The sequence below is a fragment of the Corallococcus sp. AS-1-6 genome (assembly GCF_020037015.1).
Lineage (GTDB): Bacteria > Myxococcota > Myxococcia > Myxococcales > Myxococcaceae > Corallococcus.
In genome coordinates this window covers 196058-212037 of sequence record NZ_JAIQDE010000011.1, presented here as the reverse complement: position 1 = coordinate 212037, position 15980 = coordinate 196058, and the positions used below count along the sequence as shown (strand labels likewise).

General features: G+C 70.9%; 14 protein-coding genes. 11 read left to right on the top strand and 3 right to left on the bottom strand.

The window, feature by feature from the left end:
- Positions 1–134 precede the first annotated feature (134 nt).
- Complete coding sequence (locus K8612_RS17830) at positions 135–1328, bottom strand: aspartate kinase (RefSeq protein WP_223741739.1); 1194 nt, start codon at positions 1326–1328, stop codon at positions 135–137.
- Between the two features lie 42 nt (positions 1329–1370).
- On the opposite strand from K8612_RS17830, the gene K8612_RS17825 reads away from it, so the two are divergent.
- The 4 genes from K8612_RS17825 to K8612_RS17810 are packed head-to-tail and all read left to right on the top strand — an operon-like array spanning position 1371 to position 5949.
- Complete coding sequence (locus K8612_RS17825) at positions 1371–2114, top strand: ABC transporter ATP-binding protein (RefSeq protein WP_223741740.1); 744 nt, start codon at positions 1371–1373, stop codon at positions 2112–2114.
- 18 nt (positions 2115–2132) lie between these two features.
- A complete protein-coding gene (locus K8612_RS17820; protein WP_223741741.1) occupies positions 2133–2936 on the top strand; it encodes an ABC transporter permease in 804 nt (267 codons plus the stop codon).
- Between the two features lie 2 nt (positions 2937–2938).
- Complete coding sequence (locus K8612_RS17815) at positions 2939–4492, top strand: GldG family protein (RefSeq protein ID WP_223763158.1); 1554 nt, start codon at positions 2939–2941, stop codon at positions 4490–4492.
- Positions 4489–5949 carry a DUF4340 domain-containing protein gene (locus K8612_RS17810; RefSeq protein WP_223763126.1) on the top strand — a complete coding sequence of 487 codons (1461 nt, stop codon included), beginning with the start codon at positions 4489–4491 and terminating at the stop codon, positions 5947–5949. Before K8612_RS17815 ends, K8612_RS17810 begins: the two co-directional genes overlap by 4 nt.
- Positions 5950–5956: 7 nt before the next feature.
- Here K8612_RS17810 and K8612_RS17805 read toward each other — a convergent pair whose 3' ends face one another.
- Both K8612_RS17805 and K8612_RS17800 read right to left on the bottom strand, forming a co-directional pair.
- Positions 5957–6661: a metallophosphoesterase gene (locus K8612_RS17805; protein WP_223741886.1), complete on the bottom strand. Its 705-nt coding sequence runs from the start codon at positions 6659–6661 to the stop codon at positions 5957–5959.
- The gene (locus K8612_RS17800) at positions 6645–7469 is read right to left on the bottom strand and encodes a nucleotidyltransferase (RefSeq protein WP_223763125.1); all 825 of its coding nucleotides are present in this window, start codon (positions 7467–7469) and stop codon (positions 6645–6647) included. Before K8612_RS17800 ends, K8612_RS17805 begins: the two co-directional genes overlap by 17 nt.
- A 243-nt stretch (positions 7470–7712) precedes the next feature.
- Here K8612_RS17800 and K8612_RS17795 point away from each other — a divergent pair, with 243 nt between their 5' ends.
- The 7 genes from K8612_RS17795 (at position 7713) to pgm (ending at position 15949) form a co-directional block, all read left to right on the top strand.
- A complete protein-coding gene (locus tag K8612_RS17795; protein ID WP_223763124.1) occupies positions 7713–8708 on the top strand; it encodes a hypothetical protein in 996 nt (331 codons plus the stop codon).
- A 28-nt stretch (positions 8709–8736) separates the two neighbouring features.
- Entirely contained in the window at positions 8737–9279 is a 543-nt protein-coding gene (locus K8612_RS17790) for a sigma-70 family RNA polymerase sigma factor (protein WP_223741745.1), read from the top strand.
- Positions 9276–10064 (top strand): zf-HC2 domain-containing protein, encoded by a 789-nt coding sequence (locus K8612_RS17785; RefSeq protein WP_223763123.1) that lies wholly within the window; start codon positions 9276–9278, stop codon positions 10062–10064. Before K8612_RS17790 ends, K8612_RS17785 begins: the two co-directional genes overlap by 4 nt.
- A 176-nt stretch (positions 10065–10240) precedes the next feature.
- Positions 10241–11791 carry a caspase domain-containing protein gene (locus K8612_RS17780; RefSeq protein ID WP_223763157.1) on the top strand — a complete coding sequence of 517 codons (1551 nt, stop codon included), beginning with the start codon at positions 10241–10243 and terminating at the stop codon, positions 11789–11791.
- Positions 11792–11802: 11 nt separating this feature from the next.
- Complete coding sequence (locus tag K8612_RS17775; RefSeq protein WP_223763122.1) at positions 11803–12768, top strand: hypothetical protein; 966 nt, start codon at positions 11803–11805, stop codon at positions 12766–12768.
- 112 nt (positions 12769–12880) lie between these two features.
- Positions 12881–14170 (top strand): MFS transporter, encoded by a 1290-nt coding sequence (locus K8612_RS17770; protein WP_223763121.1) that lies wholly within the window; start codon positions 12881–12883, stop codon positions 14168–14170.
- A 141-nt stretch (positions 14171–14311) separates the two neighbouring features.
- Positions 14312–15949 (top strand): phosphoglucomutase (alpha-D-glucose-1,6-bisphosphate-dependent), encoded by a 1638-nt coding sequence (pgm, locus tag K8612_RS17765; RefSeq protein ID WP_223763120.1) that lies wholly within the window; start codon positions 14312–14314, stop codon positions 15947–15949.
- Positions 15950–15980: the final 31 nt, after the last annotated feature.

Here is a 15980-nt window from a genome sequence, read left to right as displayed (position 1 = left end):
GGTAGGCATCAGGTTCTCAGAGGGAAGCACCCTGCCCCTATTGGGAAAGGAAGTTCGACAGCGGATGTCGGGTCGTCCCCAGGGACAGCACGTAAATCCTCGGATCAACGCGGGTTGCGAGGGCGAGGAGCGTGTCAGCTACCGAGCAGTTCGCGGTGCAACCGGGCCGTGAGGGTCTTCAGGTGCGCCTTGTCCACCAGGAGGGTCACCTGAAGAGGCGAGGTGCTCACCGCATGGACCCGGGCGGACAGGGCTTCCGCGGCGGAGAGGGCCTTGCGCAGCGGCACCCAGTCCGCGTTGAGGCCCACGCCCACACAGGTGACCGTGCCCCAGCCGTCCTGCCAGTCCACGCCCGCGCCGAAGCGCGTGGCCAGCTCGCGCCGGAGGGCCTCCGGGCCGTGGATGTCCGCGAGCGGCACCGCGAGGTACGTGCGCCCCGGCGCGCCCGGCAGCCCGTCATGGGCGAGCGTGCGGCCTCGGACGGCGCGCGCGTCCAGGAACTCCAGCAGCTCCTGGAGGGGCACGCTGGCGTGCGCGACGAGCACGGCCATCTCCGCGTCCGCCGTCACGCCCTTCACGCGGCTGTCGGTGGGCACGGCGAGCTCCTGCACGCTGGTGCCGGTGCCCTGGCCGTGCGCGGTGCGCGCGAGGATGGTGATGCCGCGCGCCTTGGCCCACTCCACGGCCTGGGCGTTGAGCACCTTGGCGCCGGCGCTCGCCAGCTCCTGCATCTCGTCGTAGCTCAGCGACTCCAGCTTGCGCGCGTCCGGCACCACGCGCGGGTCCGCGCTGAAGACGCCGTCCACGTCCGAGTAGATTTCGCACGCCTCCGCGTCCAGCGCCGCCGCCAGCGCGACCGCGGTGGTGTCCGAGCCGCCGCGCCCCAGCGTCGTGACCTCCTTCTTGTAGGAGACGCCCTGGTAGCCCGCGACGATGACGACCTTGCCGTGCGCGAGCTCGTCCTGGATGCGGTAGGGCCGCACCTCCACGATGCGCGCCTGGGCGTGGGCGTCGTTGGTGATGATGCCGCTCTGGCTGCCGGTGAAGCTGATGGCCGGGACGCCCTGCTCCTGGAGCGCCATGGACAGGAGCGCCATGGAGATGCGCTCGCCACAGGTGAGGAGCATGTCCAGTTCGCGCCGGGGCGGGTCCTGGGACACGCTCTTGGCAAGCGACAGCAGGTCATCCGTGGTGTCGCCCATGGCGCTCACGACGACGACCACCTGATAGCCCGCGTCCCGCTTCTGCTTCACGCGCCGAGCGACCTTGCCGAGCTTCTCCGCGTCAGCGACCGATGAGCCGCCGTACTTCTGCACCACGATTGGCATCCACGCCTCGCTTCCCGGGCAGTGTAGAGTTCGCCCCCGCGCATGCCAATCACCGAGAAGCCCATCATCGAGGTGCGCAACCTCACCCGGCGCTACCGCGATCGCGTGGCCATCGAGGACCTGTCCTTCACGGTCGGTGAGGGGGAGCTGCTGGGCTTCCTGGGCCCCAACGGCGCGGGCAAGTCCACCACGATGAAGATCCTCACCGGCTTCCTGCCCCCCTCCGAGGGCAGCGCCAGGGTGGCGGGCTTCGACGTGGCCACGCACCCCATGGAGGTCAAACGGCGCATCGGCTACCTGCCGGAGACGCCGCCCTTGTACCCGGAGCTGACGGTGCACGGCTACCTGGCGTTCGTCGCGGCGCTCAAGCAGGTGCCCGGCCGCGCGGTGAAGGCGGAGGTGGAGCGGGTGGCGGGGCTCACCGGGGTGAGCGACGTGATGGGCCGCGTGCTCCAGAACCTGTCCAAGGGCTACCAGCAGCGCGTGGGCATCGCGCAGGCGCTCATCGGTTCGCCGCCGGTGCTCATCCTGGACGAGCCCACCGAAGGCCTGGACCCCGCGCAGCGCGCGGACCTGCGCGCGTTGATCCGCGGCCTCTCCGGGAAGCACACGGTGCTGTTGTCCACGCACATCCTCCCGGAGGTCACGGTGACGTGCGAGAAGGTCCTCATCCTCCACCAGGGCCGCGTGGTGGCCCATGACGCCATCGACCGGTTGGCGAAGGCCCACGGACAGGCCGAGCACGCGTCGTTGGAAGAAGTCTTCATCAAGCTGACCGCCGCCTGAACAGGAACCCCCAAGCGCATGCGCACTGCCCTGGCCATTGCCCGCAAGGAGCTGGCCGTCGCCTTCACCACCCCGTGGGCCTACGCCGTGTTCACGGCGATGGCGGCGCTCTCGTCGTTCTTCTTCGTCAGCCTGCTGGAGCAGTTCCAGCAGGTGCAGTCCCTGGCGCGCGAGCACGGCTGGAGCAAGCTGCCGCCGGACTCCATCGTCTACCGCAACCTCACGGACGGCGTGGTGGTGCAGTTGTGGGGCGTGGTGTTGATCCTCACGCTCTTCGTCGCGCCCTTCCTGTCCATGCGGCTGTTCGCGGAGGAGAAGCGCCAGAAGACGTTCGCGCTGCTGCTCACGACGCCGGTGCGGCCGGTGGACATCGTGCTGGGCAAGTACCTGGGCGGCCTGGGCCTCATCTTCGTCACGCTGGGGCTGACGCTGGTGTTCCCGGTGCTGCTGTCCGTGGTGGGCACGGGCCCGTCGGGCTCCGCGCTGGAGTGGCCCACGGTGCTGCTGGGCTACGGCGCGGTGCTGCTGTGGGGCGCGACGTGCATGGCGGTGGGGCTGTTCATCTCCGCGCTGACGGAGAGCCAGATGCTGGCGGCGTTCCTCACCTTCTCCGTGCTGCTGCCGTGGATGCTCCTGCGGGGCGTGGCCCAGTCCACCGCGGAGCCGCTGCGCTCGTTCCTGAACTACCTGTCCTTCGACACGCAGTTGCAGGGGATGATCCAGGGCGTCCTGGAGGTGCAGGCGCTGGTGTTCTTCGCGTCCGTCATCCTGTTCTCGCTGCTGCTCACCCACCGCGCGGTGGAAGCGCAGCGCTACGCATGACCATGAGAGCGACCCACGTCACCCGGGTGCTGGGGGCCTTCGGCCTGCTGCTGCTCGCGTCCAGCCCCTTCACGCTGTTCCTCACCTCCGGCAGCGTGGCGCTCGCCGCGGGCAAGGCGGTGCTGGGCGCGGCGATGCTCGCGGCCTACGTCGTCACGCACCGGCAGGAGCTGGGGCGCGCGGGCACCCGCCGCACGGGGCGGTTCCTCGCGTCCTCCGTGCTCACCGCGCTGGCGGTGCTGGGCGCGCTGGTGGCGCTCAACGTGCTCGCGTTCCGCGAGAACCGGCGGTGGGACTTGACGCAGGCGCGCATCTTCTCGCTCGCGCCGCAGACGGTGCAGACGCTGGCGGGGCTGAAGGAGAAGGCGCACGCACTGGCGCTCATCCCGCCCACGCATCCGTCCTATGGGGAGCTGGAGGAGCTGTTCCGGCGCTACCACGAAGCGGCGCCAGAGGCCTTCGACTACGCCTTCGTGGATCCGCGCCGCGACCCGTCCCTGGCCGCGAAGTACCAGCTCAAGGACGGGCAGACGCTGGTCGTGGTCTCCCGCGGAGAAGGCGACGCCGCGCCCCACACCACCCTGCCCGTCCCCGCCGAGCAGGAGCTGACCAACGCCCTGCTCCAGTTGAGCGCGACGGGCGAGCAGAAGGTGTACGTCCTCGAAGGCCACGGCGAGTGGTCCCTGGAGACGCCCGGTGAGGGGCTGACGGAGCTGCGGCGCCAGTTGCTGCGCGAGGGCTACCGCCCCGAGCCGCTCAACCTCCTGGGCCGTCAGGAGGTGCCTCGCGACGCGGGCCTGTTGATCATCGCGGGCGCGAAGCAGGCGTACACGTCGCCGGAGGTGGCGGCGCTGCGCACCTACCTGGGTGAAGGCGGCCGGCTGCTCTACTTCACCGACGCGAACACGGACGACGGGCTGGGCCTGTTCCTCGCGGACTACGGCGTGCAGGTGGACGACGGCGTGGCGGCGGATCCGCAATTCAACTCGGGCAACCCGTTCGTCCTGGTGTCGAACTTCTACGGCAAGCACCCCATCACGCGTCCGTTGCAGGAGCGCGGCTTCAACATCCAGCTCCCCACGCCGCGCAGCTTCACGCTCGTCCGCGAGGGCTTCCTGCTGCCCGGCGTGACGGTGGAGCCCGTGCTGCTGAGCTCCCCCTATGCGTGGGTGGAGTCGCGCCCCCTGGAGGACACCACGCCCTCCAGCGGCGAGAAGATGGGGCAGCTCACGCTGGTGGCCGCCGCGTCCCGGGACACGCGCGCGGCGGAGCACAAGCGCTACGACGAGGCGCGGCTGGTGGCCGTGGGGGACTCGGAGCTGCTGCTGGATCCGAACTGGGGCTACGAGGCGAACCGCAACCTGGTGATGAACGCCCTGGGCTGGGCGTCCCATCAGGCGGAGAAGGTCACCCTGCGGCCTCCGGACCGGGAGACGTCCACCCTGGAGCTCGGCGCGGACCAGATGCGGACCCTGCGCTTCGTGTCCACCGACCTGCTGCCCCTGTCGCTGCTGGGCGTGGGGCTCGCGGTCTGGCTGTCTCGGAGGAACCGGTGAGGACCTGCACCGCCGTGATGCTGGGGTTGTTGGCGCTGGGCTGCTCGCGCGACGCGGAGAAGCCCCCTGCCCCGCCGAAGCTCTTCGCGACGGAGCCCGCCGAGCCACGGCGTGGCGCGGCTCCGGCCCCGGCGCCCGTCTTCACGCACCTGACGGTGAAGGCTCGCGGCGCCACCACGGAGCTGGCGCGGACGCCGGAGGGCTGGCGGCTCGTCTCTCCCGTGGAGGCGAAGGCGGATCCGTACGCGGTGGAGGCCCTGGTGCAGCAGCTCACCTCGGCGAAGTTCAAGGCCACGGTGAACGCCTCGCCGACGGACGCGGACCTGAGGAAGTACGGGCTCACGTCCCCGTCGTTCACCGTCACGGCGCGGGCCTTCCTGCCGGATGCCAACGGAGAAGGCGCGGAGGATCCGTCCCGCCAGCGCACCGTGACGCTGGCCGGTGGCGATGAGAACCCCTTCGATGGCTCCGTCTACGTGCGCCGTGAAGGCGACGCGACCGTGTACGCGGCCGACGGGGCCGTGCGGTACTCGCTGGACAAGGGCCCCTTCGAGCTGCGCGCCAAGGAGTTCCTGGGCCCGCTGGACCTCGCGTCGCTCCAGTCCATCGAAGTGAAGGCGAAGGACCACGCGTACACGCTGACGCGCGAGGCGGACGGCAAGTCGTGGCGGATGGAGAAGCCGGAGCCCACCCGCGCGAACGCCAGCCGGCTGACGGACCTGCTCAAGGCCTTCGAGGGCCAGCAGGCCCTGTCCTTCCCCGAGGACACCGCCGCCCTGCGCAAGGCCCTGGGGCTGGACACGCCCGTCGTGGACGCGCGCTTCGTGCCGGCCTCCGGTGAGCCCATCCGCGTCCGGCTGGCGCAGGTGACCCGCGACGGCGCGACCGTCGTCCATGCGCTGCGCGAACAGGGCTCCCGGTCCACGCTGGCGGAGGTGGAGCCCCGCGCGCTGACGACGCTGGACGTGGGCGCGCAGGAGTTGAGGGACCGGCGGGTGCTGTCGTTCCCGCGCGACGACGTGCGGCGCCTGGAGTTCCTCCCCGGCGGCAAGGCCGCGCCCGTGGTGGTGACGCGCGGCGCGGGCAGCGGCGATGCGTGGCAGGTGGAGGGCCCTGGCGGCGGACGCGCGCTGCACTTCCGCGTGGTGAAGCTGCTGGGCCGGCTGGAGGCGCTGAAGGCCGCCGCGTTCGGCGAGGCGAAGGTGAAGCACTGGGAGCGCTACGGCATCAGCGACGCGTCCCGGAGCGTCGTGCTGCGCGACGCGGACGGACGCGAGCTGGCGCGGCTGTGGCTGGGTGACGCCGTGCCGGACACGGAGGACCGGCTCTACGCCCGGGGCTCCGGGCCGGACCTGGTGGAGGTGTCCATGGGCGCGGTGGCGGACCTGCCCACGCGCGCCGCGGACCTCCAGGAGGCGCCGCCCGAAGCTGCGGACGGCGGGGCTCCCGCGCCCTGAACCCGCGCTACACCTCCATCAGGGCGAAGCGCTGCTCGGGCGTGAACCGGGTGAGCAGCGGCATGGCGACGTTGAACACCGGGATGCCGCTCTTCGTCTTCCCCTCGAGCGCGCCGTGGTGCGCGTGGCCGTGGAAGACGTAGGCCGCGCCGTAGTGGTCGATGGGCATCGACAGGCGGCTCGTCCCCAGGAAGGGACGGATCTCGATGTTCTCCCCCTCCAGCGTCTCCGGGATGGGGGCGTAGTGCATGATCACGACCTTCTTGGGCGTGTCCAGGTGGCTGAGCGCGGCCTCCAGCTTGAGCGACTCCGTGACGGCCTCCTGCACGAAGGACTTCGTCTGGCCCTCGCCGAACGCCTGCAACGTCGCGTTGCCGAAGCCGCCCCCGAAGCCCTTCACCCCCGCGACGCCCAGCACCTTCTCGAAGATGAAGTGGTCCCCGTCGAGGATGTGCACACCGACCTTGGAGAGCTCCGCGCAGATGTCCTTCACCTGCCCGTGCTCGTAGTCGTGGTTGCCCAGCACCGCGGCGCACGGGACGCGCAAGGCCGAGAGCTCCTCGGCCAGCACCTTGCCCTCTTCAATCATCCCGCGGTCCGTCAAATCCCCGCACAGGAGCAGCACGTCCGCGGAGGCATTCACCTGTTTGACGAGCTGACGGAAGCGCCCGTGCTGGTCCTCGCGGCAGTGCAGGTCACCGACCGCTGCCAGCCGAATCTTCGAGCTCGGATCTCGCGCCACGGCTCTCCCCCTCGGGTCTGTCCTGTTCGTCCCACGCCCTGCCGTCCCCAAAGCCCCAGTGGTGGATGTCCACGTGGTAGTTCACCTTGGACACCAGGTTGCCCCGGCACAGCTTCTCGTCCCAACTGCCGTCGCGCACCGTCTGGAGCGTGCGGCTCATCAGCTCCGTCATCACGTAGTTGGGCACGATGTCGCGCTCGCTGGGGTACGCGAAGCGGAACATCATCAGGTGGCTGAGCAGCACCTCCCAGTAGCGGTCGAAGCGCCGGAGGATGCGGTCCCAGTCCATCTCCCGCCCCGCCTTGAGGATGAGGTGGTTGATGTCCGCGCCGTCATAGCGCTCGCGCTCGGTGACGAAGGCCTTGGACCAGATCATCTCCTCGGCCGGCGCGATGAGGCACTCGTAGCCGAAGATGGTGGCCTTCCTGGCGTTGGTGAACCACTCGTCGTCCACCGTCGCCACGCCGTTGCCGGAGGAGAAGATGAAGTCGACGAAGTAGTCACCCTTGTAGGCCTTGTAGAGCCAGACCTCGTCGGGCCGTTCCGTGCGCCAGCCATCCTTCTCCAGCACGTCCAGGGCGCGGATGGCGTCCTGCTTGCGCGGGAACAGGTCCAGGTCCTTGGTGTCGCGGTAGATGCCGGTATAGGTGGCGTAGGCGTACGCCCCCCCCACCACGAACGGCACCCCGGCCTCATGGAGCAGACCGACGGCTCTGGCGCGGGCGTTGATCTCGTCCGGCGCACGCTCCCGCTCGGCCAGCGTGGCGTCCGTACCCATCTCCCCGGGATGGTTCGGGTGTCGTTTTTCCATGGGCGAAAGGTAGGGATGGCCCATTTCAACCGTCGGGCAGGCGGGCGCGGGTGCCCGGAGAGCAGGCAGCCAGACGCCAAGCGCTTGGTTTCACTGTCCTTTTCAGCCTCCAGCGAGCGCCTTTTCTGTTTTTCGCCCGGCCTGTGTCCATAGGGGCGAGTTCACCGCCGCACGGCCCGCACGAGACGGGCCCTGAAAGGACCCCCGACCATGTTCCGCAAGAGCCTGCTGTGTGCCTCCCTGTTGTTCGCCGGTTGCGACGCGGGCCAGCCCGACGAGGCGACGTTCCGGGACGGCCTGCCCTCCAAGGAGATGATGGAGGTGAACGCGCCGAAGCAGAACGGCCAGGGATTGACGGCCGAGGGCCCGTCCGTGGCGGCCATCCAGGGTCAGACGGCTGACTATTTCAAGGCCACCGTGGCGGCCACGGTGGTGGTGAACGGCGGCACGCTCTGGGTGCTGAACCTCATCGAGCAGATCACCAAGTACCCGCCGACGACGCTGGAAGCGGACAAGGCCGTGTGGGGACCGAGCACGGGCCCGATGGAGTTCACGACGTGGCGCCTGACGGTGACGAAGTCGGGGGATGCGTCGTTCTCCTGGGTGCTGGAGGGCAAGCCGAAGGCGGAGGAGGACAGCGCGTTCCGGGCGGTGCTGTCCGGCACGCAGACGGTGGAGGTGAACGCGGACGGAGAGCGCATGCGGGGCTTCGGCTCCGGAGAGCTGCTCATCGACTGGGACGCGGCGTTCACCCTGCCGGGCGCGGATGACAACCTGGGCACGGCGGACATCCGCTACGCGCGCGCCAGCGCCACGTCGCAAGTGACGGTGGACGCGGACTTCCACCAGGTGCGTGACGAGGAGGACGCCGGCCAGCGCGTGGACGCGAAGTACCACTTCCAGGCGTCGCCCACGGCGGGGGGCGACTTCGACTTCGTGACGTACAAGAACATCGACCTGGGAGACCTGACGCGCCTGAAGAAGGAGAAGCTGAGCATCAAGAGCCGCTGGACGGCGTCGGGGGCGGGGCGCTCGGACGTCAAGGTGTCGGGCGGCGACCTGATGGGCGAGGCGACGGTGAACGAGTGCTGGGACGCGCACTTCCTCAGCACCTACTTCCGCGTCAGCCTGGACCCGCGCCAGGGCTACGGGGAGGAAGGGACCTCCTGCGGCGGGTTCACGGCGGCGGCGTACTCGTCGCTGTGAGCCGTGTCGCGGTAGGCTTGCGCCGCGCGTGACCGGACCGACCCCGCTGGCCCTGAAGGTGGTGCCTCCCCGTCCCACCGAGGACCGGCGGGCCGTCCTGCGCGAGCTGTATGTGAAGTACGGCGGCAGCGTGCGTGAGCGCTGCCGCTACCTGCTGAAGGACGCGAGCCGGGCGGAGGACGCGATGCATGACGTCTTCGCCCGCGCGCTCGTGCACGGGGAGTCGTTCCGGGCGGAGGCGTCTCCGCTGACGTGGCTGATGAAGATCGCCACGCACCACTGCCTCAACCAACTGCGCGCGGAAGGGGCGGCGTGGCGGAGGTGGTTCGCGCGGGACGAGGCGGCCCGCTCGGAGGGCCATGGCGGCTCGGAGGCGATGGAGACGCGCGACCTGGTGCGAAAGCTGCTGGCCCGGGTGGACGCGGAGACGCAGGCGGCGGCGATCCACTACCACGTGGATGGGATGACCCTGGAAGAGGTGGCCGCGGTGCTGGGACGTTCGGTGCCCACGGTGCGCAAGCGGCTGGAGCAGTTCGCCAAGCTGGGTGGAGAGGAGCTGAGCGTCCGATGAGCGCGCACGAGTCGAGCTGGACATTGCGCCGCCTGCACGCCGGTGAGCTGCCCCCCCCGGAAGCGAACCGCGTCCGCGAGCACGCGGAGACGTGCGAGGCGTGCGGCGCGGCGCTGAGGTCCTTCGCGGACGCGCAGGCCACGTTCGAGGCGGAGGTGCCCTTCGAGGGCTTCGAGGCCGGCGTGGAGCGGGCCCGCGCGCGGCAGGCATCGAGAGCGCCCGCGACGCGCGCGCAGTGGGTCCGGCCGCTGATGGCGGTGGCGGCCTCCGTGCTGGTGCTGGTGCTGGCGCGTCCGCTGCTGGAGACCGGAGGGAGGACGGAGCCAGTCCCACCGCCCGTCGCGGGCAATCGCATCAAGGGCGGCGCGGGCGCGGAGCTGCGAATCGGTGGAGGCGTGGAGCCGCAGCGGGTGGCGAGCACGGAGTCGCCGGAGGCGCTGCGACCCGGTGAGCGCGTGCGCCTGGGCTACACGGCGGACGCGTACCGCTACGTGGCGGCGCTGTCGGTGGACGCGCGGGGCGAGGTGACGCCGCTGTATCCGGAGTCCGGGGACAGCCTCGCGGTGGAGCCGGGCGCGGGGCAGCACTGGCTGCCGGAGAGCGTGGAGTTCACCGGCGCGGGGGCGGAGCGCGTGGTGCTGGTGCTGACGGACGCGCCCCTGTCCATGGAGGCGCTGAGCGACGCGGCCCGGAAGGCCTTCGACGCGGCGGGCCGGGACGTCACGCGCATGGCCCCGCTGGACGTGGCGGGGGCGCAGACGCAGTGGATCCTGCTGAAGCCATGAGCGACGGCCCCGTGAGACAGGTGCTTGCTCAAGGGGCGGCCTGGGCACGGGCCACGTTCACGCGCATCCTCGGACAGGAGGCGTGGCGTACGCCGTGGAGCACCTCGCCGGCGAGCGCAGGGCCTGCCCGCGCGGGTGGGCGAGGACGTTCGTGGGGCGCGGCGATTCCCGCGCTGATGCTGCTCTCCACCGCCGCTCACGCGGACACGCTGCACCGCTTCGCGCTCATCGCGGGCAATGACACGGGCGGCGCGGACACGCGCCCCTTGAGCTACGCGCGCGACGATGCGCGCAAGATGCACGACCTGCTCACGCGGCTGGGCGGTGTGTCCCCGGCCGACGCGAAGCTCCTCCTGGACGACGACGCGAAGGACTTCCTCGTCGCGCTGTCGGAGCTGGAGCAACGGGCCCGCGAGGCCCAGGCTCGCGGCGAGCGCACCGCGCTGTTCGTCTACTACTCCGGCCACGCGAAGGACGGCGCGCTGCGGATGGGGGCCTCACGGCTCGCCTTCGACGCGCTCAAGCGCCGGCTGGCGGACGCGCCCGTGGACATCCGCATCGCCATCCTCGACTCCTGCCGCTCCGGTGCGCTCACCCGCACCAAGGGCGCGCGCAAGGCCCCGGCCTTCGACGTGGAGTCCGGCGCGGCCCGCGATGCCCGGGGCGTCGTCATCCTCACCTCCAGCGCTGCGGACGAGGACTCGCAGGAGTCGGATGCGCTGGGCGGCAGCTACTTCTCCCATCACCTGGCCAGCGGCCTGCTGGGAGACGCGGACCGCAGCGGCGACGGACGCGTGACGCTCTTCGAGGCGTATTCGCACGCCTACGCCCGCACCGTCGCGGACACGGCGGACAGCAGCGCGGGCCCGCAGCATCCGACGTTCAGCTACGACCTGGCGGGCAACGGCGACCTGGTGCTCACCGACCTGCGCGCGAGCGCCGAAGGCCTGGTGGTCCCCGGCAGCGCCCCCGCGGGCTCCTACTACTTCGTGGATCCGGGCGGCCTGGTGGTGGCGGAGCTGGACAAGGCCTCGGACGCGGAGCGCCGCGTGGCCCTGGCCCCCGGCACCTACCGCGTGAAGCGCCGGCTCAGCGACCGGCTGCGCATCGGCGAGGTCGAGGTCGCGCGCGGACGCACGACCATCCTGCAGGAGCCGCGCTTCAAGGACGCGCCCTTCTCCGACGACCCCGTGAAGGGGGCGATGCTGGACAGGGGCGCGTGGTGGACGTTCGGCCTCACCGGCGGCTTCCAGTCCTTCTTCGACCCCCAGACGCGCCAGTCCCTCTTCCTCTCCGTGCCCCTCTTCGGCGCGGAGGCCGAGCTGCACGACTACTTCCGCCGCGACTGGGTCTGGGGCTTCGACGCGGCGGTGGGCGGCACGGAGGGCGTGCTGTCCCTGCCCACGCTGGCGGGCCCGGCGTACCGCTACTCGGTGGTGAACGTGGGCACCAGCCTCACCGCCGAGTGGCCCGTGGGGCGCTTCTCCCCCTTCGTGGGCGTGCGCGTCGCGTACCTCGTCATGGGCCGCAAGTTCGATGACGCGGCGTTCCCGGATCAACGCTTCGCCATGGTGTCACCGGGCCTGGCGACGGGCGCGCGCTTCCGGCTCACGCGCCGGTTGAACCTCACCGCGCGCAGCCGCCTGCAGTACCTCCAATACACCGTCGACGCGCAGCGCTCCCTGGGGTTCTGGGAGCTGGCCGCGCTCCTCACGTACGAGCCATGAGGGAGCACGTGATGCGAACCCCTGCCCTGACCCTCTGCTGCCTCCTCGCGGTCGCGTGCGGCGGCGACTTCTCCAACGACGACCTGGAGTTCCAGAACGCCCTGCCCCAGCGCGAGGACCTGGCCGCGAAGCTGCCGGACAGCGCCCGCTCCAGCCAGGGCGTGCGCACGCGGGGCCAGGCCTTGAGCCGGGCGCAGGTGCTGGGCGGGCCGTCGGAGCTCGCCCTCCAGGCCTACGCGGCGGGCACGCAGTTCAACACCGACGTGGACGGCCTGCTCGCCCTGCTGGAGGTGTTCCGCCACGTCCCCCCCACCACGCGGGAGCCGGACAGGCGCGTCTGGGGTCCCTTCCCCGCGGACGGACACCCGGGCCACGAGCTGCGCTTCGTGATGGAGCGCCAGGGCAGCGACTTCGGCTACCTCCTCCAGGTCCGGCCCACGGGCGGCGGCGAGGCCGCGTGGTGGACCTACGTGCCCGGCACCTTCAAGGCGGACGGCGGCATCCGCAAGGGAGAGGGCTCGCTCGCCATGGACCTCAAGGAGGCCCGCGCGCGCGGGTTCGAGCCGCAGGACGCGAACCTGGTGGAGCGGCTGGACATCCGCTACCAGACGAAGGTGCTGCCCTCGAGCGTGGAGCTGCTCGTCTCCAGCCTGGGGGGCGCGCTGCCGCTGGCGCGCTACGCGTCGCGCCGGACGCCGGAGGGGTTGGGGGAGATGTCCTTCCGGCTGCCGGGGGAGGACCTGGTTCCCGGCGGGCTGCTGGAGACGCTGGACATCGTGGCGCGCTGGACGCCGGACGGCCGGGGCGTGCTGGTGCTCAACATCCTGGACGGGGACGCGAAGGGCGCGCAGTACACGGAGTGCTGGGACACCCGGACGCGCATCACCTTCATGCAGCGCAACTGGGACTTCATCACCCCCACCGAGGGCGACCGCCGCACCTGCCCGGACGTGTCCGCGCTGGACCCTCAACCCTGAAGAGGCCGCCCGGGCTCAGGGCCGGACAGCAGCCGGGCGGACATTCTCCAGGCCGTGGAAGGTGACGCGCGGGGTGGATTCTCTATGCTGGCGGCTGTTTCCCCGCGCCCCCATGCCCAACTCCTCGCTTCTCACCGTCTTGAAGAGCCGGCGCGTCTGGCTCCTGATGGCCGTCGGCTTCGCGTCCGGCCTCCCCCTGTGGCTGACCGGCGTCACGCTGTCCGCGTGGATGAAGAACGAGGGGGTCAATCTCAAGACGATTGGCATCTTCAGCCTGGTGGCGCTGCCCTACACCTTCAAGGTGCTGTGGGCGCCGCTGATGGACCGCTACACCCTGCCCTTCCTGGGCCGGCGGCGCGGCTGGATGCTGCTCACGCAGGTGCTGCTCATGGGCGCCATCTCCGCCATGGGCCTGGTGAACCCGAAGGACGCCCCGCTGGCCATGGCGTGCATGGCGGTGGTGGTGACGTTCCTGTCCGCCAGCCAGGACATCGTCGCGGACGCGTGGCGCACGGACATCCTCCCCATGGAGGAGCGCGGGCTGGGCAACTCGCTGTACGTCACCGGCTACCGGCTGGGCATGCTCGTGGCGGGCGGGCTCGCGTTCATCCTGTCGGACCACCTGGGCTGGTCGCGGACGTACTACGTGATGGGCCTGCTCATGGGCGTGGGCGTGGTGGCCACGCTGGTGGCCCCGGAGCCCCAGAGCGTGCGGCCTCCGCGCAACCTGGGGGACGCGGTGGTGCGGCCCTTCGTGGACTACTTCCGCCGCAAGTACGCGCTGGGGGTGCTGGCGTTCCTGGTGCTCTACAAGCTGGGGGACGCCATCGCCGCCAGCATGGTGACGCCCTTCTACATCGAGCTGGGTTTCTCCAACACGGAGATTGGCACGCTCAGCAAGACGCTGGGCATGGTGGCCACCATTGGCGGAGGCCTCCTGGGCGGCGTGCTGATGGTGAAGCTCAGCATGCGCCGCGCGCTGTTCATCTTCGGCGCCGCGCAGGGGCTCACCAACCTGGCCTTCATGGCCCTGGCGATGGTGGGCAAGAACGACCTGATGCTCGCGTGCACCATCGCCGTGGACAACGTGTGCACGGGCCTGGGCGTCACCGCGTTCGCGGCCTTCGTGATGTCGCTGTGCCACAAGAGCTTCAGCGCCACGCAGTACGCGCTCCTGTCCGCGCTGGGCACCATCGCCAACCGGCTCATCGGCTCCGTGTCCGGCTACCTGGCCACGTGGATGGGCTGGCCCACCTTCTTCGCCTTCACCGCCGCGGCGGCCATCCCCGCGCTGGTGCTGCTGACGTTCCTGCCGGAGGACGCCGCCCAGCCGCAGGAGGACGAGCCCCCCGCGCCGGAGGCGCTCCCGCCCGCGGAGTCCTCCGTCGCCGTGGCGCGCTGACGGCTTCCGGACACGCGTCCCCGTCCCCACAGCCGCGCCCCGCCCGCTACTGGACGGAGCGCGTCAGGACGGGTGAGGCGCGCGACAGGGCCGCGACTTCGGCTCCCCTCCGAAGGCGCGCGCGGCTAGGGTTGCCCCGTCATGGCACACCCTTCCGCTGGCAAGCCCCTCTCGCGCGACCTGCTGATCAACCCCGACACGCTGCGCGCGCAGTACTACGACGACACGCCCGACGCGTCCGTGGCCGAGCAGCGCGTGGCCTTCGGCACCTCCGGTCACCGGGGCAGCGCCGCGCGCCGGAGCTTCAACGAGGCGCACATCCTCGCGGTGGCGCAGGCCCTGTGCGAGTACCGCAAGCAGCAGGGCTACGACGGCCCGCTGTTCCTGGGCATGGACACGCACGCGCTCTCCGAGCCCGCCCAGCGCACCACGCTGGAGGTGCTGGCCGCGCACGGCGTGGAGGTCCGCTACACGGACGGCGCCACGCCCACGCCGGTCATCTCCCACGCCATCCTCACGTACAACCGGGGCCGCACCCGCGGGCTCGCGGACGGCATCGTCATCACCCCGTCCCACAACCCGCCGGAGGACGGCGGCATCAAGTACAACCCGCCCAACGGCGGCCCCGCCGACACGAACGTCACGTCGCTGGTGGAGAAGCGCGCCAACGAGCTGATGGCCGCGGGCAACAAGGGCGTGCAGCGCGTCCCCTACGAGAAGGCGCGCGCGAGCGCCACGGTGAAGGCGTACGACTTCATCACCCCGTACGTGGCGGACCTGGCGAACGTGGTGGACCTGGACGTCATCCGGGGCGCGAAGCTGAAGCTGGGCGCGGATCCGCTGGGCGGCTCCAACCTGCACTACTGGGCGCCGCTCGCCGCCAGGTACGGCCTGGACCTCACGGTGGTGAACCCCACCGTGGACCCCACCTTCGGCTTCATGCCCGCGGACCATGACGGGAAGATCCGCATGGACTGCTCGTCGCCGTACGCGATGGCGAACCTGGTGAAGCTCAAGGACCAGTACGCGCTCGCGTTCGGCAACGACACGGACTCCGACCGCCACGGCATCGTCACCCGCAGCATGGGGTTGATGAACCCGAACCACTACCTCGCGGTCGCCATCCACTACCTCTTCCGCAACCGCCCGGGCTGGAGGGCGGACGCGGCGGTGGGCAAGACGCTGGTGAGCAGCAGCCTCATCGACCGCGTGGGCAAGGACCTGGGCCGCCGCGTGGTGGAGGTGCCGGTGGGCTTCAAGTGGTTCGTGGACGGACTGCTGGACGGCTCGCTGGGCTTCGGCGGCGAGGAGAGCGCGGGCGCGTCCTTCCTGCGCAAGGACGGCACCGTGTGGACCACGGACAAGGACGGCATCATCCTGGACCTGCTCGCGGCGGAAGTCCTGGCGCGCACCGGCAAGGACCCCGGCGAGCACTACCAGGAGCTGGCCAGGAGGTTCGGCGCGCCGCTGTACACGCGCATCGACCAGCCGGCCACGTCCGCGCAGAAGGCCGCGCTGAAGAAGCTGTCGCCGGAGGCGGTGAAGGCCACGTCGCTCGCGGGCGAACCCATCCTCCAGCGCCTCACGCGCGCGCCGGGCAACAACGCGGACCTGGGCGGCCTCAAGGTGACGACGGAGAACGGCTGGTTCGCCGCGCGCCCGTCCGGCACGGAGGACGTGTACAAAATCTACGCGGAGAGCTTCCGCGACCAGGCGCACCTGGACGCCATCGTCCAGGAGGCGCGCGCCATCGTCGGCGAGGCGTTCGCCGGAAAGTAGGCGTGGACGCAGGCGCCTCGCGCGGGGTTCG

What these genes read in the sequence shown, in the direction of transcription:
- K8612_RS17800 (WP_223763125.1), bottom strand. Translation starts at nt 7,469, where the DNA reads ATGGGTACGGACGCCACGCTGGCCGAGCGGGAGCGTGCGCCGGACGAG.
- K8612_RS17780 (WP_223763157.1), top strand. Translation starts at nt 10,241, where the DNA reads ATGCTGCTCTCCACCGCCGCTCACGCGGACACGCTGCACCGCTTCGCG.
- K8612_RS17825 (WP_223741740.1), top strand. Translation starts at nt 1,371, where the DNA reads ATGCCAATCACCGAGAAGCCCATCATCGAGGTGCGCAACCTCACCCGG.
- K8612_RS17785 (WP_223763123.1), top strand. Translation starts at nt 9,276, where the DNA reads ATGAGCGCGCACGAGTCGAGCTGGACATTGCGCCGCCTGCACGCCGGT.
- pgm (WP_223763120.1), top strand. Translation starts at nt 14,312, where the DNA reads ATGGCACACCCTTCCGCTGGCAAGCCCCTCTCGCGCGACCTGCTGATC.
- K8612_RS17830 (WP_223741739.1), bottom strand. Translation starts at nt 1,328, where the DNA reads ATGCCAATCGTGGTGCAGAAGTACGGCGGCTCATCGGTCGCTGACGCG.
- K8612_RS17820 (WP_223741741.1), top strand. Translation starts at nt 2,133, where the DNA reads ATGCGCACTGCCCTGGCCATTGCCCGCAAGGAGCTGGCCGTCGCCTTC.
- K8612_RS17795 (WP_223763124.1), top strand. Translation starts at nt 7,713, where the DNA reads ATGTTCCGCAAGAGCCTGCTGTGTGCCTCCCTGTTGTTCGCCGGTTGC.
- K8612_RS17770 (WP_223763121.1), top strand. Translation starts at nt 12,881, where the DNA reads ATGCCCAACTCCTCGCTTCTCACCGTCTTGAAGAGCCGGCGCGTCTGG.
- K8612_RS17815 (WP_223763158.1), top strand. Translation starts at nt 2,939, where the DNA reads ATGAGAGCGACCCACGTCACCCGGGTGCTGGGGGCCTTCGGCCTGCTG.
- K8612_RS17775 (WP_223763122.1), top strand. Translation starts at nt 11,803, where the DNA reads ATGCGAACCCCTGCCCTGACCCTCTGCTGCCTCCTCGCGGTCGCGTGC.